This is a genomic window from Hyphomicrobium nitrativorans NL23 (genome assembly GCF_000503895.1).
GTDB lineage: Bacteria > Pseudomonadota > Alphaproteobacteria > Rhizobiales > Hyphomicrobiaceae > Hyphomicrobium_C > Hyphomicrobium_C nitrativorans.
On the sequence record NC_022997.1, the window covers coordinates 2,388,200 to 2,406,626 of the forward strand.

At 65.0% G+C, this 18,427-nt stretch carries 14 protein-coding genes and 1 tRNA gene; 6 read left to right on the top strand and 9 right to left on the bottom strand.

The genetic code is table 11. The annotated features are described in order from the left end of the window. The first annotated feature begins 18 nt into the window (after positions 1-18). Entirely contained in the window at positions 19-2,136 is a 2,118-nt protein-coding gene (locus tag W911_RS11130; RefSeq protein ID WP_023787642.1) for a membrane protein, read from the top strand. Between the two features lie 101 nt (positions 2,137-2,237). Here the strand turns inward: W911_RS11130 and W911_RS11135 are convergent, their stop codons facing one another. Together W911_RS11135 and W911_RS11140 are read right to left on the bottom strand one after the other, a co-directional pair. Then, positions 2,238-2,738, bottom strand: a complete 501-nt coding sequence (locus tag W911_RS11135; RefSeq protein WP_023787643.1) for a DUF421 domain-containing protein — start codon at positions 2,736-2,738, stop codon at positions 2,238-2,240. Positions 2,739-2,841: 103 nt separating this feature from the next. After that, on the bottom strand, positions 2,842-4,089 hold the full coding sequence (locus W911_RS11140; RefSeq protein WP_023787644.1) for a threonine ammonia-lyase: 1,248 nt from the start codon (positions 4,087-4,089) through the stop codon (positions 2,842-2,844). Between the two features lie 71 nt (positions 4,090-4,160). Between W911_RS11140 and W911_RS11145 the strand changes: the two genes are divergently transcribed. Beyond that, positions 4,161-5,030, top strand: a complete 870-nt coding sequence (locus W911_RS11145) for an NAD(P)-dependent oxidoreductase (RefSeq protein ID WP_023787645.1) — start codon at positions 4,161-4,163, stop codon at positions 5,028-5,030. Positions 5,031-5,131: 101 nt separating this feature from the next. Here W911_RS11145 and W911_RS11150 read toward each other — a convergent pair whose 3' ends face one another. Further along, entirely contained in the window at positions 5,132-5,752 is a 621-nt protein-coding gene (locus W911_RS11150; RefSeq protein ID WP_244438501.1) for an SIMPL domain-containing protein, read from the bottom strand. 235 nt (positions 5,753-5,987) lie between these two features. On the opposite strand from W911_RS11150, the gene W911_RS11155 reads away from it, so the two are divergent. From W911_RS11155 to W911_RS11165, 3 genes are all read left to right on the top strand, one after another. Then, positions 5,988-6,063: transfer RNA gene (locus W911_RS11155), tRNA-Ile, on the top strand. Between the two features lie 231 nt (positions 6,064-6,294). Next, positions 6,295-7,011, top strand: coding sequence for an N-acyl amino acid synthase FeeM domain-containing protein (locus W911_RS11160; protein ID WP_023787647.1), 717 nt, complete (start codon positions 6,295-6,297; stop codon positions 7,009-7,011). A gap of 143 nt (positions 7,012-7,154) precedes the next feature. Beyond that, positions 7,155-7,436 carry a hypothetical protein gene (locus tag W911_RS11165; RefSeq protein WP_023787648.1) on the top strand — a complete coding sequence of 94 codons (282 nt, stop codon included), beginning with the start codon at positions 7,155-7,157 and terminating at the stop codon, positions 7,434-7,436. 120 nt (positions 7,437-7,556) lie between these two features. Here the strand turns inward: W911_RS11165 and W911_RS11170 are convergent, their stop codons facing one another. The 3 genes from W911_RS11170 to W911_RS11180 all read right to left on the bottom strand — a co-directional run bounded on the left by W911_RS11170 (position 7,557) and on the right by W911_RS11180 (position 9,847). Further along, positions 7,557-8,015 carry a cyclophilin-like family protein gene (locus W911_RS11170; RefSeq protein ID WP_244438503.1) on the bottom strand — a complete coding sequence of 153 codons (459 nt, stop codon included), beginning with the start codon at positions 8,013-8,015 and terminating at the stop codon, positions 7,557-7,559. Between the two features lie 217 nt (positions 8,016-8,232). Further along, a complete protein-coding gene (locus W911_RS11175) occupies positions 8,233-9,477 on the bottom strand; it encodes a beta-ketoacyl-[acyl-carrier-protein] synthase family protein (RefSeq protein ID WP_051388548.1) in 1,245 nt (414 codons plus the stop codon). Positions 9,478-9,580: 103 nt separating this feature from the next. Beyond that, complete coding sequence (locus W911_RS11180; protein ID WP_023787651.1) at positions 9,581-9,847, bottom strand: acyl carrier protein; 267 nt, start codon at positions 9,845-9,847, stop codon at positions 9,581-9,583. A 561-nt stretch (positions 9,848-10,408) separates the two neighbouring features. Here W911_RS11180 and W911_RS11190 point away from each other — a divergent pair. Next, positions 10,409-12,142 carry a long-chain-fatty-acid--CoA ligase gene (locus W911_RS11190; RefSeq protein ID WP_023787653.1) on the top strand — a complete coding sequence of 578 codons (1,734 nt, stop codon included), beginning with the start codon at positions 10,409-10,411 and terminating at the stop codon, positions 12,140-12,142. Positions 12,143-12,310: 168 nt separating this feature from the next. On the opposite strand, the gene W911_RS11195 is transcribed toward W911_RS11190, so the two are convergent. From W911_RS11195 to W911_RS11205, 3 genes are read right to left on the bottom strand one after another with little or no spacing between them, the layout of a single operon-like run. Beyond that, a complete protein-coding gene (locus tag W911_RS11195; RefSeq protein ID WP_023787654.1) occupies positions 12,311-13,615 on the bottom strand; it encodes an acetyl-CoA C-acetyltransferase in 1,305 nt (434 codons plus the stop codon). 54 nt (positions 13,616-13,669) lie between these two features. Then, on the bottom strand, positions 13,670-15,694 hold the full coding sequence (locus tag W911_RS11200; protein WP_023787655.1) for a 3-hydroxyacyl-CoA dehydrogenase NAD-binding domain-containing protein: 2,025 nt from the start codon (positions 15,692-15,694) through the stop codon (positions 13,670-13,672). Positions 15,695-15,709: 15 nt separating this feature from the next. Beyond that, positions 15,710-18,232, bottom strand: coding sequence for an acyl-CoA dehydrogenase (locus W911_RS11205; protein ID WP_023787656.1), 2,523 nt, complete (start codon positions 18,230-18,232; stop codon positions 15,710-15,712). Between the last annotated feature and the right edge of the window lie 195 nt (positions 18,233-18,427).

Below are 18,427 nucleotides of genomic sequence, written 5' to 3' on the forward strand. Positions count from 1 at the left end.
CCCGGCAAGGAGCAACTGTTGAACTGGTCGATCGAAGTCGCGCCGCTCGTGCCCGTCCCGCTTCTGTGGGCGGCGGCGGCTGCCGCGTGCGTGCTGCTGGCCATCCTTATCGCGCGCAGAAGCCGTGGCGCGCTCTGGCGCGCGGCCGCCGTCGCCGCACTTCTCGCAGCACTCCTCAACCCGACGCTGCGCGAAGAAGAACGCGAGAGCCTCGCCAACATCGCCCTCGTCGTCGTGGACGAGAGCACGAGCCAGGCGCTCGACAAGCGCCCCGAACAGCGCGCGGCGATCCGCGCCAATCTCGAAGCGCGCCTTGGCGGCATCAAGAACCTCGAAGTGAAGTGGCTTAGCGCCTCAGGCGGCGAGAGCGGCACCGCGCAAGGCACGCAGCTCTTCGCCGCCCTCAACGAAGCGCTCACCAATACCCCGCCCGACCGCATCGCGGGCGTGATCATGATCACCGACGGCCAGGTGCACGATGTGCCGAAGGAAGCCGCCGCCCTCGGCTTCAACGCGCCCGTGCATACGCTGCTCACAGGCACGCCCGACGAGTTCGACCGCCGCATCGAAATTCTCGAAGCCCCACGCTACGGGCTCGTCGGCCAATCCCGCGAGATCGAGCTTGCCGTGCGCGAGACCGGAAAAACAAGCCGCGCGACCGGGCCGGTGACGCTCAATGTCCGCCGGGAGGGCCGCCCCGACCAGCAGGTGAGCGCGGAGATCGACCGCCCCGTTACCATCGAGATGCCGTTCCCGCACGCGGGCACCAACATCGTCGAGGTGGAGCTCGAAACCGCGCCGGGCGAGCTGACGCCCGCGAACAACCGCGTCGTCGTCGTTGCCGAAGGCGTGCGCGAAAACCTGCGCGTGCTTCTCGTCTCGGGCGAACCGCATGCGGGCGAGCGCACGTGGCGCAATCTGCTGAAGTCGGACGCCGCCGTCGACCTCGTGCACTTCACCATTCTGCGTCCGCCCGAGAAGCAGGACGGCACGCCGATCAATCAGCTCTCGCTGATCGCGTTCCCGACCAAGGAGCTGTTCTCGGATCGCATCCGCGACTTCGATCTCATCATCTTCGACCGCTACGAGCATCGCGGCATTCTCCAGCTCATCTACTACGACAACATCGCCCGCTATGTGGAGAACGGCGGCGCAGTGCTGGTCGCGGCGGGAGACGACTACGCGGGCATGACGAGCCTCTATCGCACGCCGCTCTCGCCCGTGCTTCCGGCAGCCCCCACCGGCCGCGTCATCGAGGAGCCGTTCCGCGCGCGCATTACGGAAGAAGGGTTGCGCCATCCGGTGACGCAGGGCCTCCCTGGCGCCAACACGATCGGCCCAGACCGCCCCGCCACCTGGGGCCACTGGTTCCGCCAGGCGGAAGTGCGGCTCGACCGTGGGCGGCCGGTGATGGAAGGCGCGCAGGATCAGCCGCTGCTCGTGCTCGACCGGCGCGGGACGGGACGCGTCGCGCTTCTCCTGTCCGATCACGCGTGGCTCTGGGCGCGCGGCTACGACGGCGGCGGCCCGCACACCGATCTGCTGCGCCGTCTGTCTCATTGGCTCATGAAGGAGCCGGATCTCGAAGAGGAACGCCTGCTCGCGTCCGCACGGGGGCTCAAGGTCACGCTCGAACGGCGCACGCTCGAAGACCAGGTCGGGCCCGTCACGATGTCCGCGCCCGGCGGCGAGCGGAGCGATGTGGTGCTCGAACGCGACCGGCCTGGCGTCTGGAAAGCCATGATCGATGTGAAGTTGCCCGGCCTTTACAAAGCCGAGACGCAGGGACCGGCCGGCCCCCTCACCGCCGTCGCGCATGCCGGCGTCGAAGACCCGCGCGAAATGAGCGAGGTCGTCGCGACCGCCGACAAGCTGAAGCCGCTCACCGACAAGACGGGGGGCGGTGTCTTCTGGACGCGCACCGACGCAACGACAGCGGGCGATGCCGTGACGCTGCCGCGCGTGGCCATGATGACGGGCGGACGCGTGATGGCGGGTTCGGGCTGGATGGGGCTCGCCGACCGTGAAGCCTTTCTGACGAAGGGCGTGAAGCTCACGCCGATGTTCAACGGCCTGATCGCACTCGCAGCACTCTTGGCGTTGATGGCCATGGCCTGGTGGCGCGAAGGCCGCTGACCCCTCACCCACCTGGTGTCATCCCGGACGCGCTTAGCGCGATCCGGGACCCAGCTCTTCGCGTCGCGGTGCGACGCTCGGCCGGGATGACAGCGTTTGAGTTAAGCGCTCGTGCGCTTCAGCACGCTGAGCCGCCCGTCGCCTTCGAGCCGCGCAACACGCACCTCTTCGAGGCGCTCGACACCGTTTTGGCGAAGCTGGCTCATCAGCTCTTCGCCGGTCAGCATCTCGCGCCGCATGGCTTCGTCGATCACGGCGCCGTTCTCGACGATCTTGACGGACGGCGTCGTCAGGATCGGCCTTAGCTTTGGAAACCGCCACGCCGCCCAGTCGATCGTGTACTCCCACGCCACGATGGTAAGCACCAACACCACGCCTTCGCTGACCGACGAATAGTCGCCAAGCCCGTTCTGGGCTGCGTCCGCGATCAGCACGATGACGAGCAGATCCGCAGGCCCCAACCGCCCTGCCTGCCGGCGAGCCATGAAGCGCAGGATGACGAAGAGTGCGAGATAGATCAGGCTTCCGCGCAGGACGACCTCAAGCAGTCCCAGATTTGGGACGAACATCCCCGTCCAGTCGACGGCCAACAGGCTCTCCATGGCATCCTCGCATTGAGCTGACGCAACACCTCGCTTCGAGGTGCTCCGCCGCCAAACGCGGGAAGCCCGGCTATTGTGCCGTCCCGGAAAATCGGAAAGCGCCTTACGCTCCCGCCTGCGCCGCCTTCACGAGCACGCGATAGCCAGCCGCTTCGAGTTGCGTCAGCACAGCCTGCAACTGGGTGCGGTCGCGCGTCTCGATCACGAGATTGAGTTCCGTCCCGCGTGCGGGGAGATCCGTGAACACGCGCTGATGATAAACCTCGACGATATTGGCGCCAGCCTGACCCACCAGCCCCGAAACGCGCGACAGTTCACCCGGCCGGTCGGGGATGTCGATGGTGAGGCGCGACAGCCGCCCCTCGCGCGCAAGCTCCCGCGTCAGCACACTTGCGAGCAGCCGCGGATCGATGTTGCCGCCCGTGAGCGGCAGTCCGACCTTGCGGCCCTTCCAGCGCTCGCGGTCGGCCATGATGGCGGCGAGACCCGCGGCGCCCGCGCCTTCGACGACCGTCTTCTCGATCATGAGCAGCGCGAACGTCGCGCGTTCGAGGTCGGTCTCGCTCACCAGCACCACGTCGTCGACGAGCGCCGCCGCGATGGCGCCGGGAATAGGCCCCGGCTGCGCCACCGCGATACCCTCCGCCAGCGTATCGCCCCGCGTCGGCAAATGCGTGCCCTTCACCTTGTTGTAGAGCGACGGATAGAGCGCGGCTTCGACGCCGATCACCTCGATGCCGGGCTTGATCGCCTTGGCGGCCGTCGCCATGCCCGCGATCAGCCCGCTTCCGCCGACCGGCACGATCAACGCATCGAGATCCGGCACGGCTTCGAGCATTTCGAGCGCGACGGTTCCCTGCCCCGCGATCACCAAGGGATCGTTGTAGGGATGCACGAACACCAGCCCATGCTCCTCGCGGTAGGCATGAGCGAACTCTGCCGCCTCCTCCAGCGTCTTTCCCTTGAGGATGACGTGCGCACCCCAACGCCGCGTATTCTCCGCTTTCACCGCAGGCGTGCCTTCCGGCATCACGATGGTCGCCGGAATGCCGAGCCGCCCCGCGTGATACGAAACGCCCTGCGCGTGATTGCCGGCCGACATGGCGATGACGCCGCGTTTGCGCTCCTCCTCCGAAAGCGACGACAGCTTCACCAGCGCGCCGCGCTCCTTGTAGGAGGACGTGAATTGCAGGTTCTCGAACTTGAACCAGATATCGGCGCCGAGATCGTGGCTGAGGGTGTGGCTGCGGTCGCAGGGCGTGCGCACCACCGCGCCTTCGATTACGCGCGCGGCGCGCTCGATGTCGGCGAGAGTGACGGTCGGAAGTGTTTCGGGTGTCTGATCGGCCATCGGTCTTATGCTTTGATGTTTGGACCGAATTCGATACAACGGCCGGCGGACAAGGAACAGGGGCAACGCGCATGGCAAAGGTCGCATGGATCGGATTGGGCGTCATGGGCACCCCCATGGCCGGCTATCTGCTAACGCGCGGTGCGCACAGCGTTGCGGTCTATAACCGCACCCAGACGAAAGCCGAGGCGTGGGTTAACGCGTACGGCGGAACCCATCACGCAACCCCGGCGGACGCGGCAAAAGACGCCGATTTCGTCTTCGCCTGCGTCGGCAACGACGACGACCTGCGCCAAGTCACCATCGGCGAGAGCGGCGCATTCGCGACCATGCGCCCCGGCGCGATCTTCGTCGATCACACCACGGCCTCCGCCGATGTGGCCCGCGAGCTGTATGCGGCTGCAAAGGCGAAGGGCCTGGGCTTCGTCGATGCGCCCGTCTCCGGCGGGCAAGCCGGCGCCGAAGCGGGCCAGCTCACCGTAATGTGCGGCGGCGATGCGGAGGCCTTCGACGCCGCCGAGCCGGTGATCCGCAACTACGCCAAGGCCGTCCGCCTCATGGGGCCCGCGGGGTCCGGCCAGCTTGCGAAAATGGTCAATCAGATCGCCATCGGCGGTCTCTTGCAGGGGCTCTCGGAAGCGATTGCCTTCGCGGAGAACGCGGGGCTCGACATCGCGGCCGTCATCGACACCATCTCGAAGGGCGCGGCCCAATCCTGGCAGATGGAGAACCGCTGGCAGGCGATGCACGAGCGCCGTTTCGATTTCGGCTTCGCGGTGGACTGGATGCGAAAGGACCTCGCGATCTGCCTCGCCGAAGCCAAGCGCAACGGCTCCACCCTTGCCGTCACCGAGCTTGTCGACCGCTATTACGCCGAGGTGCAGGCGATGGGCGGCGGCCGATGGGATACGTCGAGCCTCATTGCGCGCCTGCCGAAGTGAACAGCCACGAGCAGCGTTTTCGCAACGTACGAAAACGGCCCGAAAGGTGAACGCCCCCGGGCCGTCATTGATCGCTGTCGCGTTGCGTTCGACAACGCGGCTTATTTCAACCGCCACGTCACAGTCACGCGCGCTTCGAGCGTGGCCGTTCCGCTCTCGATGGGCGCGGCTTCCTTTGCCACCGAAGCGCGCATCGCCATCGGGCGCGGTCCGTCGAATTGCACCTCCTCCGTGATCGTCACGACATCGCCGACTTCGGCCCCCGCCGCACCCGCCAGAAGTTCCGCGCGGCGGCGCGCATTCGCAACCGCTTCCTTGCGCGCGGAATCCTTCAGCGTGTCCGCTTCGCTGACTTCGAACGCAAGACCGTGCATCTGGTTGGCGCCGAGCGTCACGAGCTTGTCCAGGAGGCCGCCGAGAGAGGCGAGATCGCGCACGACGATCTCGACCTGGTTCGAGACGCGATAGCCGTCGATCACGGGCGCGGTCCCGTCGCGCGGATGCGTATAGCGCGGCTCGACATTGAACATGCTGGTCTGGATATCCTTGGCGTCGATGCCGCTCTCCTTGAGCCCCGCGATCACCGCTTTCATCGCTTCCGAATTTGCCGAAAGCGCCTCGCGTGCAGTTGCCGCGTCCGCCGCGACGCCGGTCGATATCCGCGCCCGATCGGGCTCTGCCGACGCATAGCCGGTTGCAGATACGGTAATCAGACGATCCATGGGCTTGTCCTGAGCAAATATCGGGCTGGCCGGGAGAAGGAGGAGAAAGGCAGACAACACGGCGGCGGGTTTGAAAGACGTCATCAGATGCATGGGGCTCCTCCTGAGGTATCGAAGGTCCCGCATACGGAACCATGAGGGAGGAATGAAGGCCGAACGTCCCCGCGCACGGCCGCTGGAACCGCGCGCGAACTCTGGTATAGAGGTTCGACTCACGGCCCATTGCGGCAAGGGCGGGCCCGTAGCTCAATGGTTAGAGCTGGCGGCTCATAACCGCCTGGTTCCAGGTTCGAGTCCTGGCGGGCCCACCACGCGTTGCACAGACGACCTCTTGCTCAGGCGACCATGCCCATCGAATGCCAACGTCCGGAGGAACACTTCGTCCGTCGCCGGACGGCCGCGGTGTTTGTCAGATCCGTGACATTTGGTCTCAAGAAAAGAGCGTGCTGCCTTACAGGAACTCAATTATCTGATAAACGTTCAGGGGTACTGAGGGATCTGGCGACAGGATCCTCTCCTCGTCACACAATCGGGACGCTCACGTGAAGCCGCATGCTCAATACGAGGCCGCTTTTAACGAAGCGGACCAATCGGACTCGGTCGTTCGCACGGCGTGGTATGCGTGTGCAGACAATCGGCGCGAAGCGTTTGCGCTCCGCTATCGGGGTTATGTTCACGCCGGCCTGATCGAGCCCTCCCCGTTCGAGATTTACACCGACGCTTACGACGATCTCGGCACGACGCTGGTGGCGGCGCTTTACCGCCGCGGCGCCTGCATCGCCACACTTCGGATCAGCCTTTACGTTCCCGGGACCGACGGTCCGGCCCTCCCGTGCGAAAAGGTGTATCCGGAGATCGAGGCGCTCAAGGCGAACGCCAAGGGTCCCATCGTCGAGCTGTCGCGCCTCTCCATCGATCCCGAGATTACCAACACGCGCTATCGCGCCCGCCTTTACGCCGCGGCCATCCGGGCCGGCGTCATGGGGTGCATCGCGCTCGACGCGCGTCACCTCATCGTCGCCACGCAAACCAAGTGGCAGAGCTTCTACGAGCACGTGATGGACTTCAAAGTCACCGGCTCCGCCCAGCTCTATCCGCCCGGCGACGTTCCCGTCATTTTGCTCACCCGCGAGCTTGATGCGGAACTGCGCCGCCGCATGGCCCGGAACATATTCTTCCGGATCGACAAGGCGGAGCTGGACGAACTCTCCCAGCGTCTCCCCGGCATGGTCGGCCTCAACCCCGCCACGGCAGGCTGACAGCCGCGGGCCGGAGCCAAGCGGCGTGCTGCTCCGTCGTCAGTTTCGAAAAAATTCTTGGCCGTTCCTCCGGGAACAGCGGGGGCGCGGCATAGGGCGCAAAGTCTCTCCATCGAAACACACAGGACGATGGAGAGAGAGCCATGACCCCGATGAGCAAGAGCTTCCGCACCGCCCTCGCCGCAGCAGCAGCCGTCCTCGCGATCGCCGTCCCCCAGCAGGCCTCAGCCGTCAGCCTCGGCGTCAAGATGGCCTGCGCCTCGGATTACTACTCTTATTGCAGCCAGCATGGCCTCGGCACGCCGGGCGTGCGCAAGTGCATGCGCGCTAACGGTCACAACCTGTCGAACCGCTGCGTCACGGCCCTGATCAAGGCCGGCGAAGTCTCGAAGTCGGAAGTCGAGCGCCGCGTCGCCGCCCGCTAATCGCGGCCAGCAGTCGTTCATCGCTCCCGGGCAATCGGGAGCGTCCGGCCGGGGTGGCTCTCCACGCCCCGGTCTTCTCGTTTGTCGATCTCGAAAGACTTGTGACCGCGATCCGGCGGATCAGCAGCCCGCGCCGTCAAGCCCCTGCCGGCTGGTGCGCCGCGACGCGCGAGGCGGGGCGCGCTTGGTCCAGGCTTGGCTGTCCCCCTCGGACTCCACGACCGAGACCTGCTCGCCCGCGTAGACGCCCTTGAGCTGGTCGACATCGTCGAGCGCAATCGCCCATACGTTGCATTTGTTCGTGAAGCGGATCTCGCCGCGCCTGGAGATCGGCGTCGGGCCGAAGCCGATGGCGATCGCGTCCCCATCCGGCCAGAAGGCGATCTCGCCCTTGCTCACGACGAGGCGCGCATCGGGCTCTGTGTCGTGCGAAACCGGCGTGCGGAAGTAGACCTCCTTGCCCCAGGTCTGCACCGCGCCATGAATCGGCAATGCATCCCAGATGCGGTCGGCCGTCGGCGTTGCCAACAGCCGCGCACGGATGGTCACTTTCCCCGCCTTGATGAGTATCTGCCGCACCAAAGCCTCCCGAGCCCTTATTGGACGGCGCGGACCCGCTCGTCGTTCCACTCGCGAGCGAAGACCGCATGAGCAGCCTGCGCACCTTCAGGCACGCCAAGCAACCGTCGGAGCACAGCTTCTCACCTGATGGGCCATCCTTCAAGGCTTTCGTAGCGTGTGGAACATTTCCACACGCTTTGAACGCTTTACGGCCACGCGGATGGCATGCCGGACGTCAGGCCGGCGGCGGCCCGAACACGATCACGGCGTTGAGCCCACCGAACGCGAACGAGTTCGACATCGCATAATTGACCGTGAGATTGCGCCCCTCGTTCGGGATGTAGTCGAGGTCGCACTCGGGATCGGCCTCGTCGAGACCGATGGTGGGGGGAACCCAGTTTTCCTGCATCGCCTTGATGCACGCCACGGCTTCGATGCCGCCGCCCGCACCGAGCGCGTGACCCGTCATCGACTTGGTGGACGAGATGGCAAGCTTCGAGGCGGCGTTCTTGAACACCTCCTTGATGGCGCGGGTCTCGTTGATGTCGTTGTCGCGCGTCGCGGTGCCGTGCGCGTTGAGATAGTCGATCTCCGACGCCTCGATCCCGGCATCCTCCAGCGCCATGTTCATCGCGAAGCTCGGACCTTCGACGGTCGGCTTCACCATGTCCTGGCTGTCGGACGCCATGCCGTAACCGGAGAGTTCTGCCAGGATCGTCGCGCCGCGGCGCTTCGCGTGCTCATATTCCTCAAGGATGAGAATGCCCGCGCCTTCGCCGAGCACGGTGCCGTTGCGCTTCTTCGCGAAGGGGAAGCAGCCCTGCGGCGAGAGCACGTGCAGGGCCTGCCACGCTTTCATGGTGCCGTAGTTGATAACCGACTCCGACGCGCCCGCGATGGCCACGTCCGCGAGATCGTTCTGGATGTAATCGCGCGCGATGCCGATGGCGTGCGAAGCCGTCGAGCATGCCGAGCACGTGGCAAACGTCGGGCCCTTGATGCCGTACTCGATGCCGACGTGTGCAGACGCGGACGAGCCGATGATCCGGAGCAGCGTGAGCGGGTTGGTGGCACGCTTGTTGTGAATGAAGAGGTCGCGATAGGCGTTCTCGAACGTCGTGAGACCGCCCGCGCCCGATCCGATGATGCACGCCGTGCGATACGGATTTTCGAGCGGGAATTCCAGGCCCGACTGCTCCACCGCCTCGGCGGCTGCCGCAGCCGCGAACCACGAATAGCGATCCGCGTGCATGATGATCTTGTCGCGCTTGTAGCCCTTGAGCTGGACCTTGGGATCGAATCCCTTGATCTGCGCGGCGATCAGAATCTTGAGATCTTCGAGCGGAAATCCTCCGAGCTCGGAGACGCCGGACTTGCCGGCCTTCATGCTGGACCAGAAGTCCGCCACGTTGAGGCCGATCGGCGTGACTACGCCGAGACCCGTTACGACCACACGACGTGTGCCGTTGCCCTTTGTCATCATTTCATTCCCAGGCTGTAAGCAATACACGGCACACGCCGCCGCGAGGCTACCTGCGAGGTAGCCTCGGCGCGCGCCTCAAGCGCCAATGGAATTCGCGCTATCAGGCTTTCGCCGCTGCGGGACCGGCGGCCATGAGGTCCTTAACCTTGTCGACGACCGAGCCGACCGTCTTGAAGTCGCCGACGTCCTCGTTGGCGTTGTAGGGGATCTCGATACCGAATGTATCTTCGATGTCGAAGACAATCATCGCAAGATCAAGTGACTCGATCTTGAGATCCGTCAAAGCGGTCGAGAGAGAGATGTCGTCCCTCGGTTCCTTCATATGCTTCTTGAGAATCTCAATGATTTTGGTTGCGACTTCGTCCATCTTGCTCTCCAAACCCTGCCCAACGCGACTTGCAGGGACCCCGGTGTATTCGACTTAAGTCATTGCACACTTAAGTAGATCAGGGCTGCAATCATCACAAGCTTGGGCGTCACATATCCTTAAACCAGGCTGAAGTCCAGCCGAGGGGATACCCCCCCGGTGACCGGCCGGCACAAGCCTCTTCTTCTCAGATCCGGAGGCGGTGCGAAGTTCCATCAGGCACAGCGTTTCAGCGCCGAACCGCAGGACCGCCCCCCGACACCGGGTGTGATGTCTCTAAACCAAACCCGTGAATCAGACTCTAAAACAGAAACTTACGCCACATCTGAACGCCACGGCGCCCACACCGTTAACGGCATGTGGCCTAGGCGAAGAAGCCAAAAAAGTGTTCAATGTCCGCTAACGACGCTCAGCGTCTTGAACATTTAAAGATAATGCTTGCCCGGAGGATGGCAAAGGCCCTGGCCGGAGCGCGGCACTGGGACGCGGGACGGCTTGGGATCGCCCCGGCCACGCCTGCGGGAAAAGCCCCCCTCAAGGCAATCACCGGGAGAACGGTCGATGGTGAGCACTGAGACGGCCCGAGGCGCCGCCGCCCCTCATGCCTATGCCTGGCTCAGAAGCTACCCCAAGGACGTCCAGTGGACCATGGCGGCAGCGCCGCGGCCCCTGTTCAGCCTCATCGAGACGGCCGCTGCGGAGCACCCGGACCGTCCCTGTGCGAATTTTCTGGGTTCGAGCCTCACCTATCGAGAGATCGCCGACCTCGTGGATCGCGCAGCCGCCGGCCTCCAGGCTCTGGGCGTCATCAAAGGAACCAAGGTCGGCCTCTTCCTGCCCAACAGCCCGACGTTCATCGTCTACTATTTCGCCGTCCTCAAGGCCGGGGGCGTCGTCGTCAATTACAACCCGCTCTATTCGCTGGACGAACTCACCTTCCAGGTGAAGGACAGCGAGACCGAGCTGATGGTGACGCTCGATCTCAAGATCCTGTTCGAGAAGGTCGAGCGCCTCCTGACAGACAAGGTGCTGAAGGGCGCCGTCGTCTGCTCCTTCCCCGCGCTCCTGCCCGCCACCAAGGCGGTTCTCTTCAAGCTGTTCAAATCGAAAGAGCTGGCGCGCCCGAAAGCGTCCCAGGCCCGCGACGTCATCCGCCTCGAAGCCGAGGTGCTGGCCGATCCCGACACGTTCACGCCCGTCCCCATAGATCCCGAAACCGACATCGCCGTGCTGCAGTATACTGGCGGCACGACAGGCACCCCCAAGGGCGCGATGCTGACCCACGCCAACGTTTATCTGAACGTTGAGCAGATCGTCCGCTGGGCGCCGGCTTTGGTCCAGGGCCAGGAGAAGGTGCTCGCCGTCCTTCCGTTCTTCCATGTCTTCGCGATGACGGTGGTCCTGAACCTCGGCGTGAGGATCGCGGCCGAACAGATCCTCATGCCGCGCTTCACGCTCTCCGACGCGCTCGATCTGATCACCAAGCATCGCCCCACCCTCATGCCGGGCGTGCCGACCCTCTTCAACGCGATCCTGAACCACCCGAACATCAAATCCTACGACCTGACGAGCCTCAAGTTCTGCATCTCGGGCGGTGCGGCACTTCCGTTGGAAATCAAGGAGCGGTTCGAGGCGGTCACGCGCTGCGCGCTGGTCGAAGGCTACGGCCTCTCGGAGACCTCGCCCGTCGTCACGTGCAACCCGCTCGACGGCCCCGTGAAAAGCGGCTCGATCGGCCTTCCTCTCCCGGGGACGATCGTTTCGTTGCGCGACCTCACCGATCCCACACGCGAGGTGCCGCAAGGCGAACGGGGCGAGGTTTGCGTCGCAGGTCCTCAGGTGATGAAGGGCTACTGGAACCGCCCGCAGGATACGCAGGATCAGTTCGTGGGCGAGTTCGTCCGCACGGGCGATGTCGGCGTCATGGACAAGGATGGCTTCTTCTTCATCGTCGACCGGATCAAGGACCTCATCATCTGCTCCGGCTATAATGTCTATCCGCGCCGCGTCGAGGAAGCGCTCTACGAGCACGCCGCCGTCGAGGAAGTCATCGTCGTCGGCATCGCCGACAAGTACCGCGGCGAAGCACCGAAAGCCTTCGTGAAGCTCAAGGACGGCGAGGAAGCCACCAAGGCGATCCTCATGAAACATCTCGAAGCCAAGCTCTCCAAGATCGAGATGCCGGCCGATATCGAATTCCGCGACACGCTGCCACGAACGATGATCGGCAAGCTCTCGAAAAAGGAGCTGAAGGCGGAAGAGGTCGAAAAATCCAAGACGAAACCCGGCGCTTGAGACGCCGTTAGAGTGCTTCCGGAAAAGTGGGAAAACGGTTTTCCGATAAGAAGCACGATAAAGAAAAAACTTAGAGCCGTTCCGCGATTCCATTAAATCGGAACGGCTCCAGGCGTCGCGAACCCTCGGAAAGCGGCCTCGCGGCCGCCGTCCATTGTCCGATCCGTATCAGGCCGCGGCGCTGGCCTCGGCTTGGCGGGCGCTTTCGAGGATCGCGGCAACGCCCATGCCGCCCGCCGTGCAGATGGAGATCAACCCGCGGCCGCCGTTGTCGGCAAGCAGCTTCGAAAGATTTCCCAACACCCGCGCACCCGTCGCCGCAAAGGGATGCCCAAACGCGAGCGAGGAGCCCTTCACGTTGAGCTTCGCCCGGTCGATGGGGCCGAGCGGTACGTCGCGCCCGAGATGCGTGCGATTGTACGCGGGGTCTTCCCACGCCTTAAGCGTCGCCAGCACCTGCGCGGCGAACGCCTCGTGGATCTCGTAGAAATCGAAATCCTGGAGCGTGAGGCCGGCCCGCCGCAGCATCTTCGCGACGGCAATCGTGGGCGCCATCAGGAGCCCTTCGCCCGCCACGAAGTTGTTGGCCGACGTCTGCGTGTAGGTCAGGAACGACTGGATCGGAAGTCCGCGCGCGGCAGCCCACTCCTCGCTCGCGAGCAGCACGGTGGCCGCGCCGTCCGTCATCGGCGTCGAGTTGGCGGCCGTCAGCGTGCCCTTGTCCGACTTGTCGAACGCGGTCTTGAGCGTCGCGAGCTTGTCGAGGCTGATATCCTCGCGCAGGTTGTTGTCGCGGAACACACCCGCCGTCGGCACGAGAAGATCGTCCATGTAGCCCGTGCGATACGCCTCCGCGCCCTTACGGTGGCTTTCGAACGCGAGGCGATCCTGCTCGGCGCGGCCCACCTTCCACTCGCGCGCCATCAATTCGCAATGCTGGCCCATGGTGAGGCCCGTGCGCGGCTCGGCCACGTTCGGCGGCTGCGGCGCGAGTTCAGCGGGGCTGAAGCCCTTGAACACGCGCACGCGGTCCATCGCCGTCTTCTGCTGCGGAAGCTGCACGAGGCGGCTCGAAAACTTCTTGGAAAAGACGATGGGCGCATCCGACGTCGTGTCGGAGCCCGCCGCGATCCCGCACTCGATCTCGCCCGAGGCGATCTTGGCGCCGATCATCGCCGCTGCCTGCAGGCTCGTGCCGCACGCCTGCTGCATCGTGACGCCCGGCGTCGAGGGCGCGAGCTTGGTTCCGAGCACCGCTTCGCGCGCGAGGTTGTAGTCCTTCGAATGGCTGACGACCGCGCCACCCACCACTTCGTCGATGTGCTGGCCGCGGAGCCCGTACTTGTCGACCAGCCCGTTGAGCGCCGCCGTCATCAGGTCCAGGTTGCTGAGGTCGGCATAGAACGTGTTCGAACGGCAGAAGGGCGTGCGCACGCCGCCCACGATTCCGACGCGTCTCAGTCGATCACCCATCTCTCATGAACTCCCTCTGCGCCGCTCGTCTTCGGGGCGCGGTCAACCGTCTCGTTACTCGGCAGCTTCCGCCGGAACCTCATCGCGCGCCTCAAGGCTCGCCTTGTAGTGCAAGGGGCCACCACGGAACGGCGCAAAGCCGGTGCCAAAGATCACACCGGCATCGACGAGATCCGCGCTCTCCACCACGCCATCGGCAAGGGCGCGTTCGGATTCGCGGATCAAAGGCTCGATCAGGATGCGCCCAAACCGTTCGAGTTCGAGCGGCGTGTAGTCCTTGAAGCCCTTGTCGGGCTTGCCGTCCTTCCAGACATAGAACCCCTCGCCCGTTTTCTTGCCGAGCTTCTTCGCAGCCACCAGCCGGTCGAGATGCGAGCCCTCGGGCGAAAGTCCCAGGATCTTGCCGACATGCGCGCAGACATCGAGCCCGACGGTGTCCGCAAGCTCGATGGGGCCCATCGGCATGCCGAACGCGCGCGCGGCTTCGTCGATGCGCTCCTTCTCCTCGCCCTTCTCGATGCGCGCCATCGCCTCCATCATGTAGGGCGCGAGCACGCGGTTCACGAGGAAGCCCGGCACGCTCTTCGTGATCAGCGGGAACTTGCCGATGGCCGTGACGAACGTCGCGCCTTTCAGCACTTCGTCCTCGCGGCTCGCGGCACCGCGCACCACCTCGACGAGCGGCATCTGCGCTACGGGATTGAAGAAGTGGATGCCGATCAGGCGGCCAGGGTCCTGAAGCGGCTCGGCAATGGCTTCGATTTCGAGCGACGAGGTGTTGGTCGCGAGCAATGCGTCCGGCTTGATCCGGCCTTCGAGGGCGCGGAACAGCTCCTGCTTGACGTCGAGCCGCTCCACGATGGCTTCGATAATGACGTCGGCATGCACCACGCCGTCGCCGGCCGCGTCCGCGATGAGGCGCGCCTTCGCCGCGGCGAGTGCCGCCTTCGTCTTGAAGCGGCGCTTGAGCACCCGCCCCTGCGCCTTGATGCCCTTCGCGATCACCTCTTCCGAGAGATCCTGCAACGTCGCTTCCATGCCGTTCGCGACGCACCACCCCGCAATGTCGGCCCCCATCGTACCCGCACCGATCACATGCACGCGGAGCGGTTTCCAGGCCTGCGTCTTCGGCGCCTGAGCCTTCAAAAGTTCGGAGAGCTTGAACACGCGCCGCAGGTTGCGGGAGGTATCGGAAATCAGAAGCGGCGCGAAATAGCGCGTCTCCGCAGCCTTGAGCGCTTGCGGATCGCCGCCGTGCACCTCGAACAGATCGATGAGACGGAAGGGCGAGGGATAATGATCCTCGCGTACCTTCTTCGTCGTCGCGTCCCGCATCTTCTTCACCAGAAGCGTGCGCGCGGGCCAGCGCGCGAGCAGCGACTTGGCAAGCCCCGCGGGCTTCGACTTGCGCTTTTGCAGAATGGCCTTGCGCGCCGCCCACCGCAGCATATCCGGCGTCGCGACGAGCTGATCGATGAGGCCCATGCCGCGCGCACGGCTTGCGCCGATCATGCTTCCCGTCAGCATCGCCTGCATGGCCGCCACGGGGCCCGCCTGGCGGATCGAGCGCACCGTGCCGTGCCAGCCGGGGAAGATGCCGAGCTTGACCTCGGGAAACCCGACGCGGGTCTTCTCGTCGCGCGTCGCAATCCGGTAGTGGCAGGCGAGCGCCAGTTCGAGCCCGCCGCCCACGCACACGCCATGAATGGCTGCAACGACCGGAACCGGCAGACGCTCGATACGGTCGAACAGCGCCAGCACCGGGCGCAAGCGTTCGATCACCTCGAATTCCGACGTGAACCCGTCGAACTCGTTGATGTCGGCGCCGACGATGAAGCCCTTTTCCTTGCCGGATAGGATGACGAGGCCGGTGAGCGTCCGCGCGCGCGCCCCCTCTTCGGCCAGCGCGACGATCGCGGCAAGCTCCTCCAGCGGCCGCGTGCCAAGCGCATTGGCGCTCTGCCCCTCACGGTCGAACACGGCCCAGCCGATCCCTTCGAGATCGACGGAATATCGCCAATCCCGGAAAACCGGCGTCGTCGCCGTTTCGCCAAGCGCCGCTTCGGTCTCATGCGCCATCGGTCGCGTCTCCCATTACGATTGGTCCGCGCCGGCCGCGGCGGCGCGCACGTTGTGGCCCAGGCCCGGAGGCTGAGCCTCCCGATAATTGGGCATCAAATCCTCAGGCGCAAAGTGGTCGACCGCGATAACCCGCTGGGTCAGCGCCTCCGCCTCACGTAAAAGCTGCGCCTCGCTCTCGGTGATGGTGCCGGCATCGGCCGCCTCTCCGATCCAGTCGCGGCCATGATAGCGCCGCACGATGCCCGCACGAATAGCCCGCTCGACCTTCTTCTCGGCGGCCTCCGCGGCAACGACCTTCTTCAGCGCCACTTCGAGTAGCCCTGTCGGATCGTCCGGATCACCGGAAATGTAGATGTCGCGGGTCAGGCGGTCGCGCACCTCGCCCGGCTCGATCGCAAGCCGCACGATCCGCGAGCCGAGCGCATCGGGCGCCGGATAGTAGTGCCGTCCGAACGGGAACACGAGCACGCGCAACAAACCCCGCGCGACCGGGTTCGGGAAATTTTCGACCACGCCGCGCATCGCCTCCTCGTAGCGATGGAGCCCGTTCGTCACCGCGAAGGCGACGATGGCGCGGTCGGCCTCCGGCCGCCCGTCGTCCTCGAAGCGCTTCACGACACAGCATGCGAGATAGATTTCCGAAAGCGCGTCGGCGAGCCGCCCCGTGAGCTTCTGCTTCACCTTGAGCCCGCCGCCGAGCAGCGCCACAGTCATGTCCGCCACGAGCGCGAAGTTGCGCGAGGCGCGCGAAAGTTGCCGATAGATCGCTTCGAGCCCCTGCGCGCGCTCCGGCACTTCGGCGAACAAACCGAGCGTCAGGTTGTGAAAGAACGCGCCGGTGACGTTCGAGATCGAGAACGAGATATGCCCGAGAAACGCGTCCTCGAAATCCTGAAGCCCCGTCTCGCGGTCGGGGTTCTGAACCGCCTGCACCTCGCGATAGAGATAGGGATGGGAGCGCAGCGCGCCTTGTGCGAACGTGATCAGCGTGCGCGTCAGAATGTTCGCGCCCTCGACCGTGATCCCCACCGGCACCATCTGGTAGGCCGACTGCAGATAGTTCGACGGCCCGTCGCAGATCGCGCGGCCCCCGTGGATGTCGAAGGCGTCGTTGACGGCGCGGCGCATCCGCTCCGTCGTTTGGTATTTCATGAGCGCGGAGATGACCGACGGCCGCTCGCCACGCGAAACCATCGCGGCCGTGACCGCGCGCGCGGCTTCGTTCACGTAAGCCGTCTCGACGAGACGCGCGAGCGGCTCCTCGACGCCTTCCATCCGCGCGATGGAGAGCCCGAACTGCCTGCGGATGCGTGCATAGGCCGTGCTGAACCGCAGCATCGCTTTCGCGCCCGCCGTCGCCGATGACGGTAGCGAAATTGCGCGCCCTGCCGCGAGACACTCCATGAGCATCCGCCAGCCCTGGCCGGCCATGGCCTCGCCGCCGATCACCCAATCCATGGGAATAAAAACGTCCGTGCCCCAGTTGGGTCCGTTCGGAAACGCCGCGCCCGACGGCAGATGCCGCCGGCCGATCTTCACGCCCGGATGCGTTGTCGGAATGAGCGCGACCGTGATGCCGATGTCTTCCGTTTCCCCCAGGACCTTGTCCGGATCGAAAAGGCGGAACGCGAGGCCAAGCAGCGTCGCCTCAGGCCCGAGCGTGATGTAGCGCTTGTCCCACGAGACGCGGATGCCGACCGTCTGTCGGCCCTCGTGCTCGCCCATCGTCACGATGCCGATGTCGCGCATGGTGGCGGCATCCGAGCCGGATGTCGGCCCCGTCAGCGCGAAGCACGGCACCTCCTCGCCCCGCGCGAGCCGCGGCAGGTAATGGCTCTTCTGTTCGTCGGTACCGTACTTTTCGATCAGCTCTCCGGGCCCGAGCGAATTCGGGACCATCACGATGGTTACGACATCCGGTGACCGCGACGCGATCATACCAAGGATCAGCGATTGCGCCTGCGCGGAGAAACCCAGTCCACCGTGTTCCTTCGAAATCAGCATTCCGAGAAAGCCGTGCGCCTTCACGAAGCCCCAGATCTCGGGCGGCATCCGCCGATCCGTGTGGCGGATCTTCCAGTGATCGATCATGCGACAGAGTTCTGTCGTCGGCCCATCCAGGAATGCGCGCTCTTCCGGCGTCAGCACGATGGGCGGCACGGCGCGCAGCTTGGTCCAGTCCGGAGTGCCCGAAAAGATCTCGGCGTCGAAACCGACCGTTCCCGCATTCAACGCCTGCTGTTCCGTATCGGACACCTTCGGCAGAACGCGGCCGACGAGTTTGAACGCAGGCTCCGTGACGAGTGTCCTTCGAACGTTCGGGATCGAGAGAGCGCCCAGCGCCGCGATCGCGAGCCACACGAAAAAGCCGAGGAAACCCACATGAGGCACGGAGGGCGTGCCGTGAAAAAGGCCCGACTGCCAGGAGAGCGTCACGAGGCCGAGCGCCACCGCCCATTGCCAGGGCGCGGCACGCAACATGCCGAGCGCCACCGCAACGGCGACAAGAACCATCAGGAGCAGGATCACCGTCATCGAAGTCTCCGCTCGCGGCTCACCGGGCCTGGCGCGGATCGCGCCTTAGAAAACCCGGCGACCGATCGGACGCGAGCCCACCTTGTGTTGCAGAGGCCCCAAGCATTCACGCCCCCTTTTCACCCGGATCGCCACGTCGGAAATCCACCACGCCGCCGCACGATACGCGGAGAATGTTAAAGCGTTTCCCTCTGA

What these genes read in the sequence shown, in the direction of transcription:
- W911_RS11150 (WP_244438501.1), bottom strand. Translation starts at nt 5,752, where the DNA reads ATGGATCGTCTGATTACCGTATCTGCAACCGGCTATGCGTCGGCAGAG.
- W911_RS11140 (WP_023787644.1), bottom strand. Translation starts at nt 4,089, where the DNA reads ATGGCCGATCAGACACCCGAAACACTTCCGACCGTCACTCTCGCCGAC.
- W911_RS11165 (WP_023787648.1), top strand. Translation starts at nt 7,155, where the DNA reads ATGACCCCGATGAGCAAGAGCTTCCGCACCGCCCTCGCCGCAGCAGCA.
- W911_RS11180 (WP_023787651.1), bottom strand. Translation starts at nt 9,847, where the DNA reads ATGGACGAAGTCGCAACCAAAATCATTGAGATTCTCAAGAAGCATATG.
- W911_RS11145 (WP_023787645.1), top strand. Translation starts at nt 4,161, where the DNA reads ATGGCAAAGGTCGCATGGATCGGATTGGGCGTCATGGGCACCCCCATG.
- W911_RS11205 (WP_023787656.1), bottom strand. Translation starts at nt 18,232, where the DNA reads ATGACGGTGATCCTGCTCCTGATGGTTCTTGTCGCCGTTGCGGTGGCG.
- W911_RS11195 (WP_023787654.1), bottom strand. Translation starts at nt 13,615, where the DNA reads ATGGGTGATCGACTGAGACGCGTCGGAATCGTGGGCGGCGTGCGCACG.
- W911_RS11175 (WP_051388548.1), bottom strand. Translation starts at nt 9,477, where the DNA reads ATGACAAAGGGCAACGGCACACGTCGTGTGGTCGTAACGGGTCTCGGC.
- W911_RS11135 (WP_023787643.1), bottom strand. Translation starts at nt 2,738, where the DNA reads ATGGAGAGCCTGTTGGCCGTCGACTGGACGGGGATGTTCGTCCCAAAT.
- W911_RS11190 (WP_023787653.1), top strand. Translation starts at nt 10,409, where the DNA reads ATGGTGAGCACTGAGACGGCCCGAGGCGCCGCCGCCCCTCATGCCTAT.
- W911_RS11200 (WP_023787655.1), bottom strand. Translation starts at nt 15,694, where the DNA reads ATGGCGCATGAGACCGAAGCGGCGCTTGGCGAAACGGCGACGACGCCG.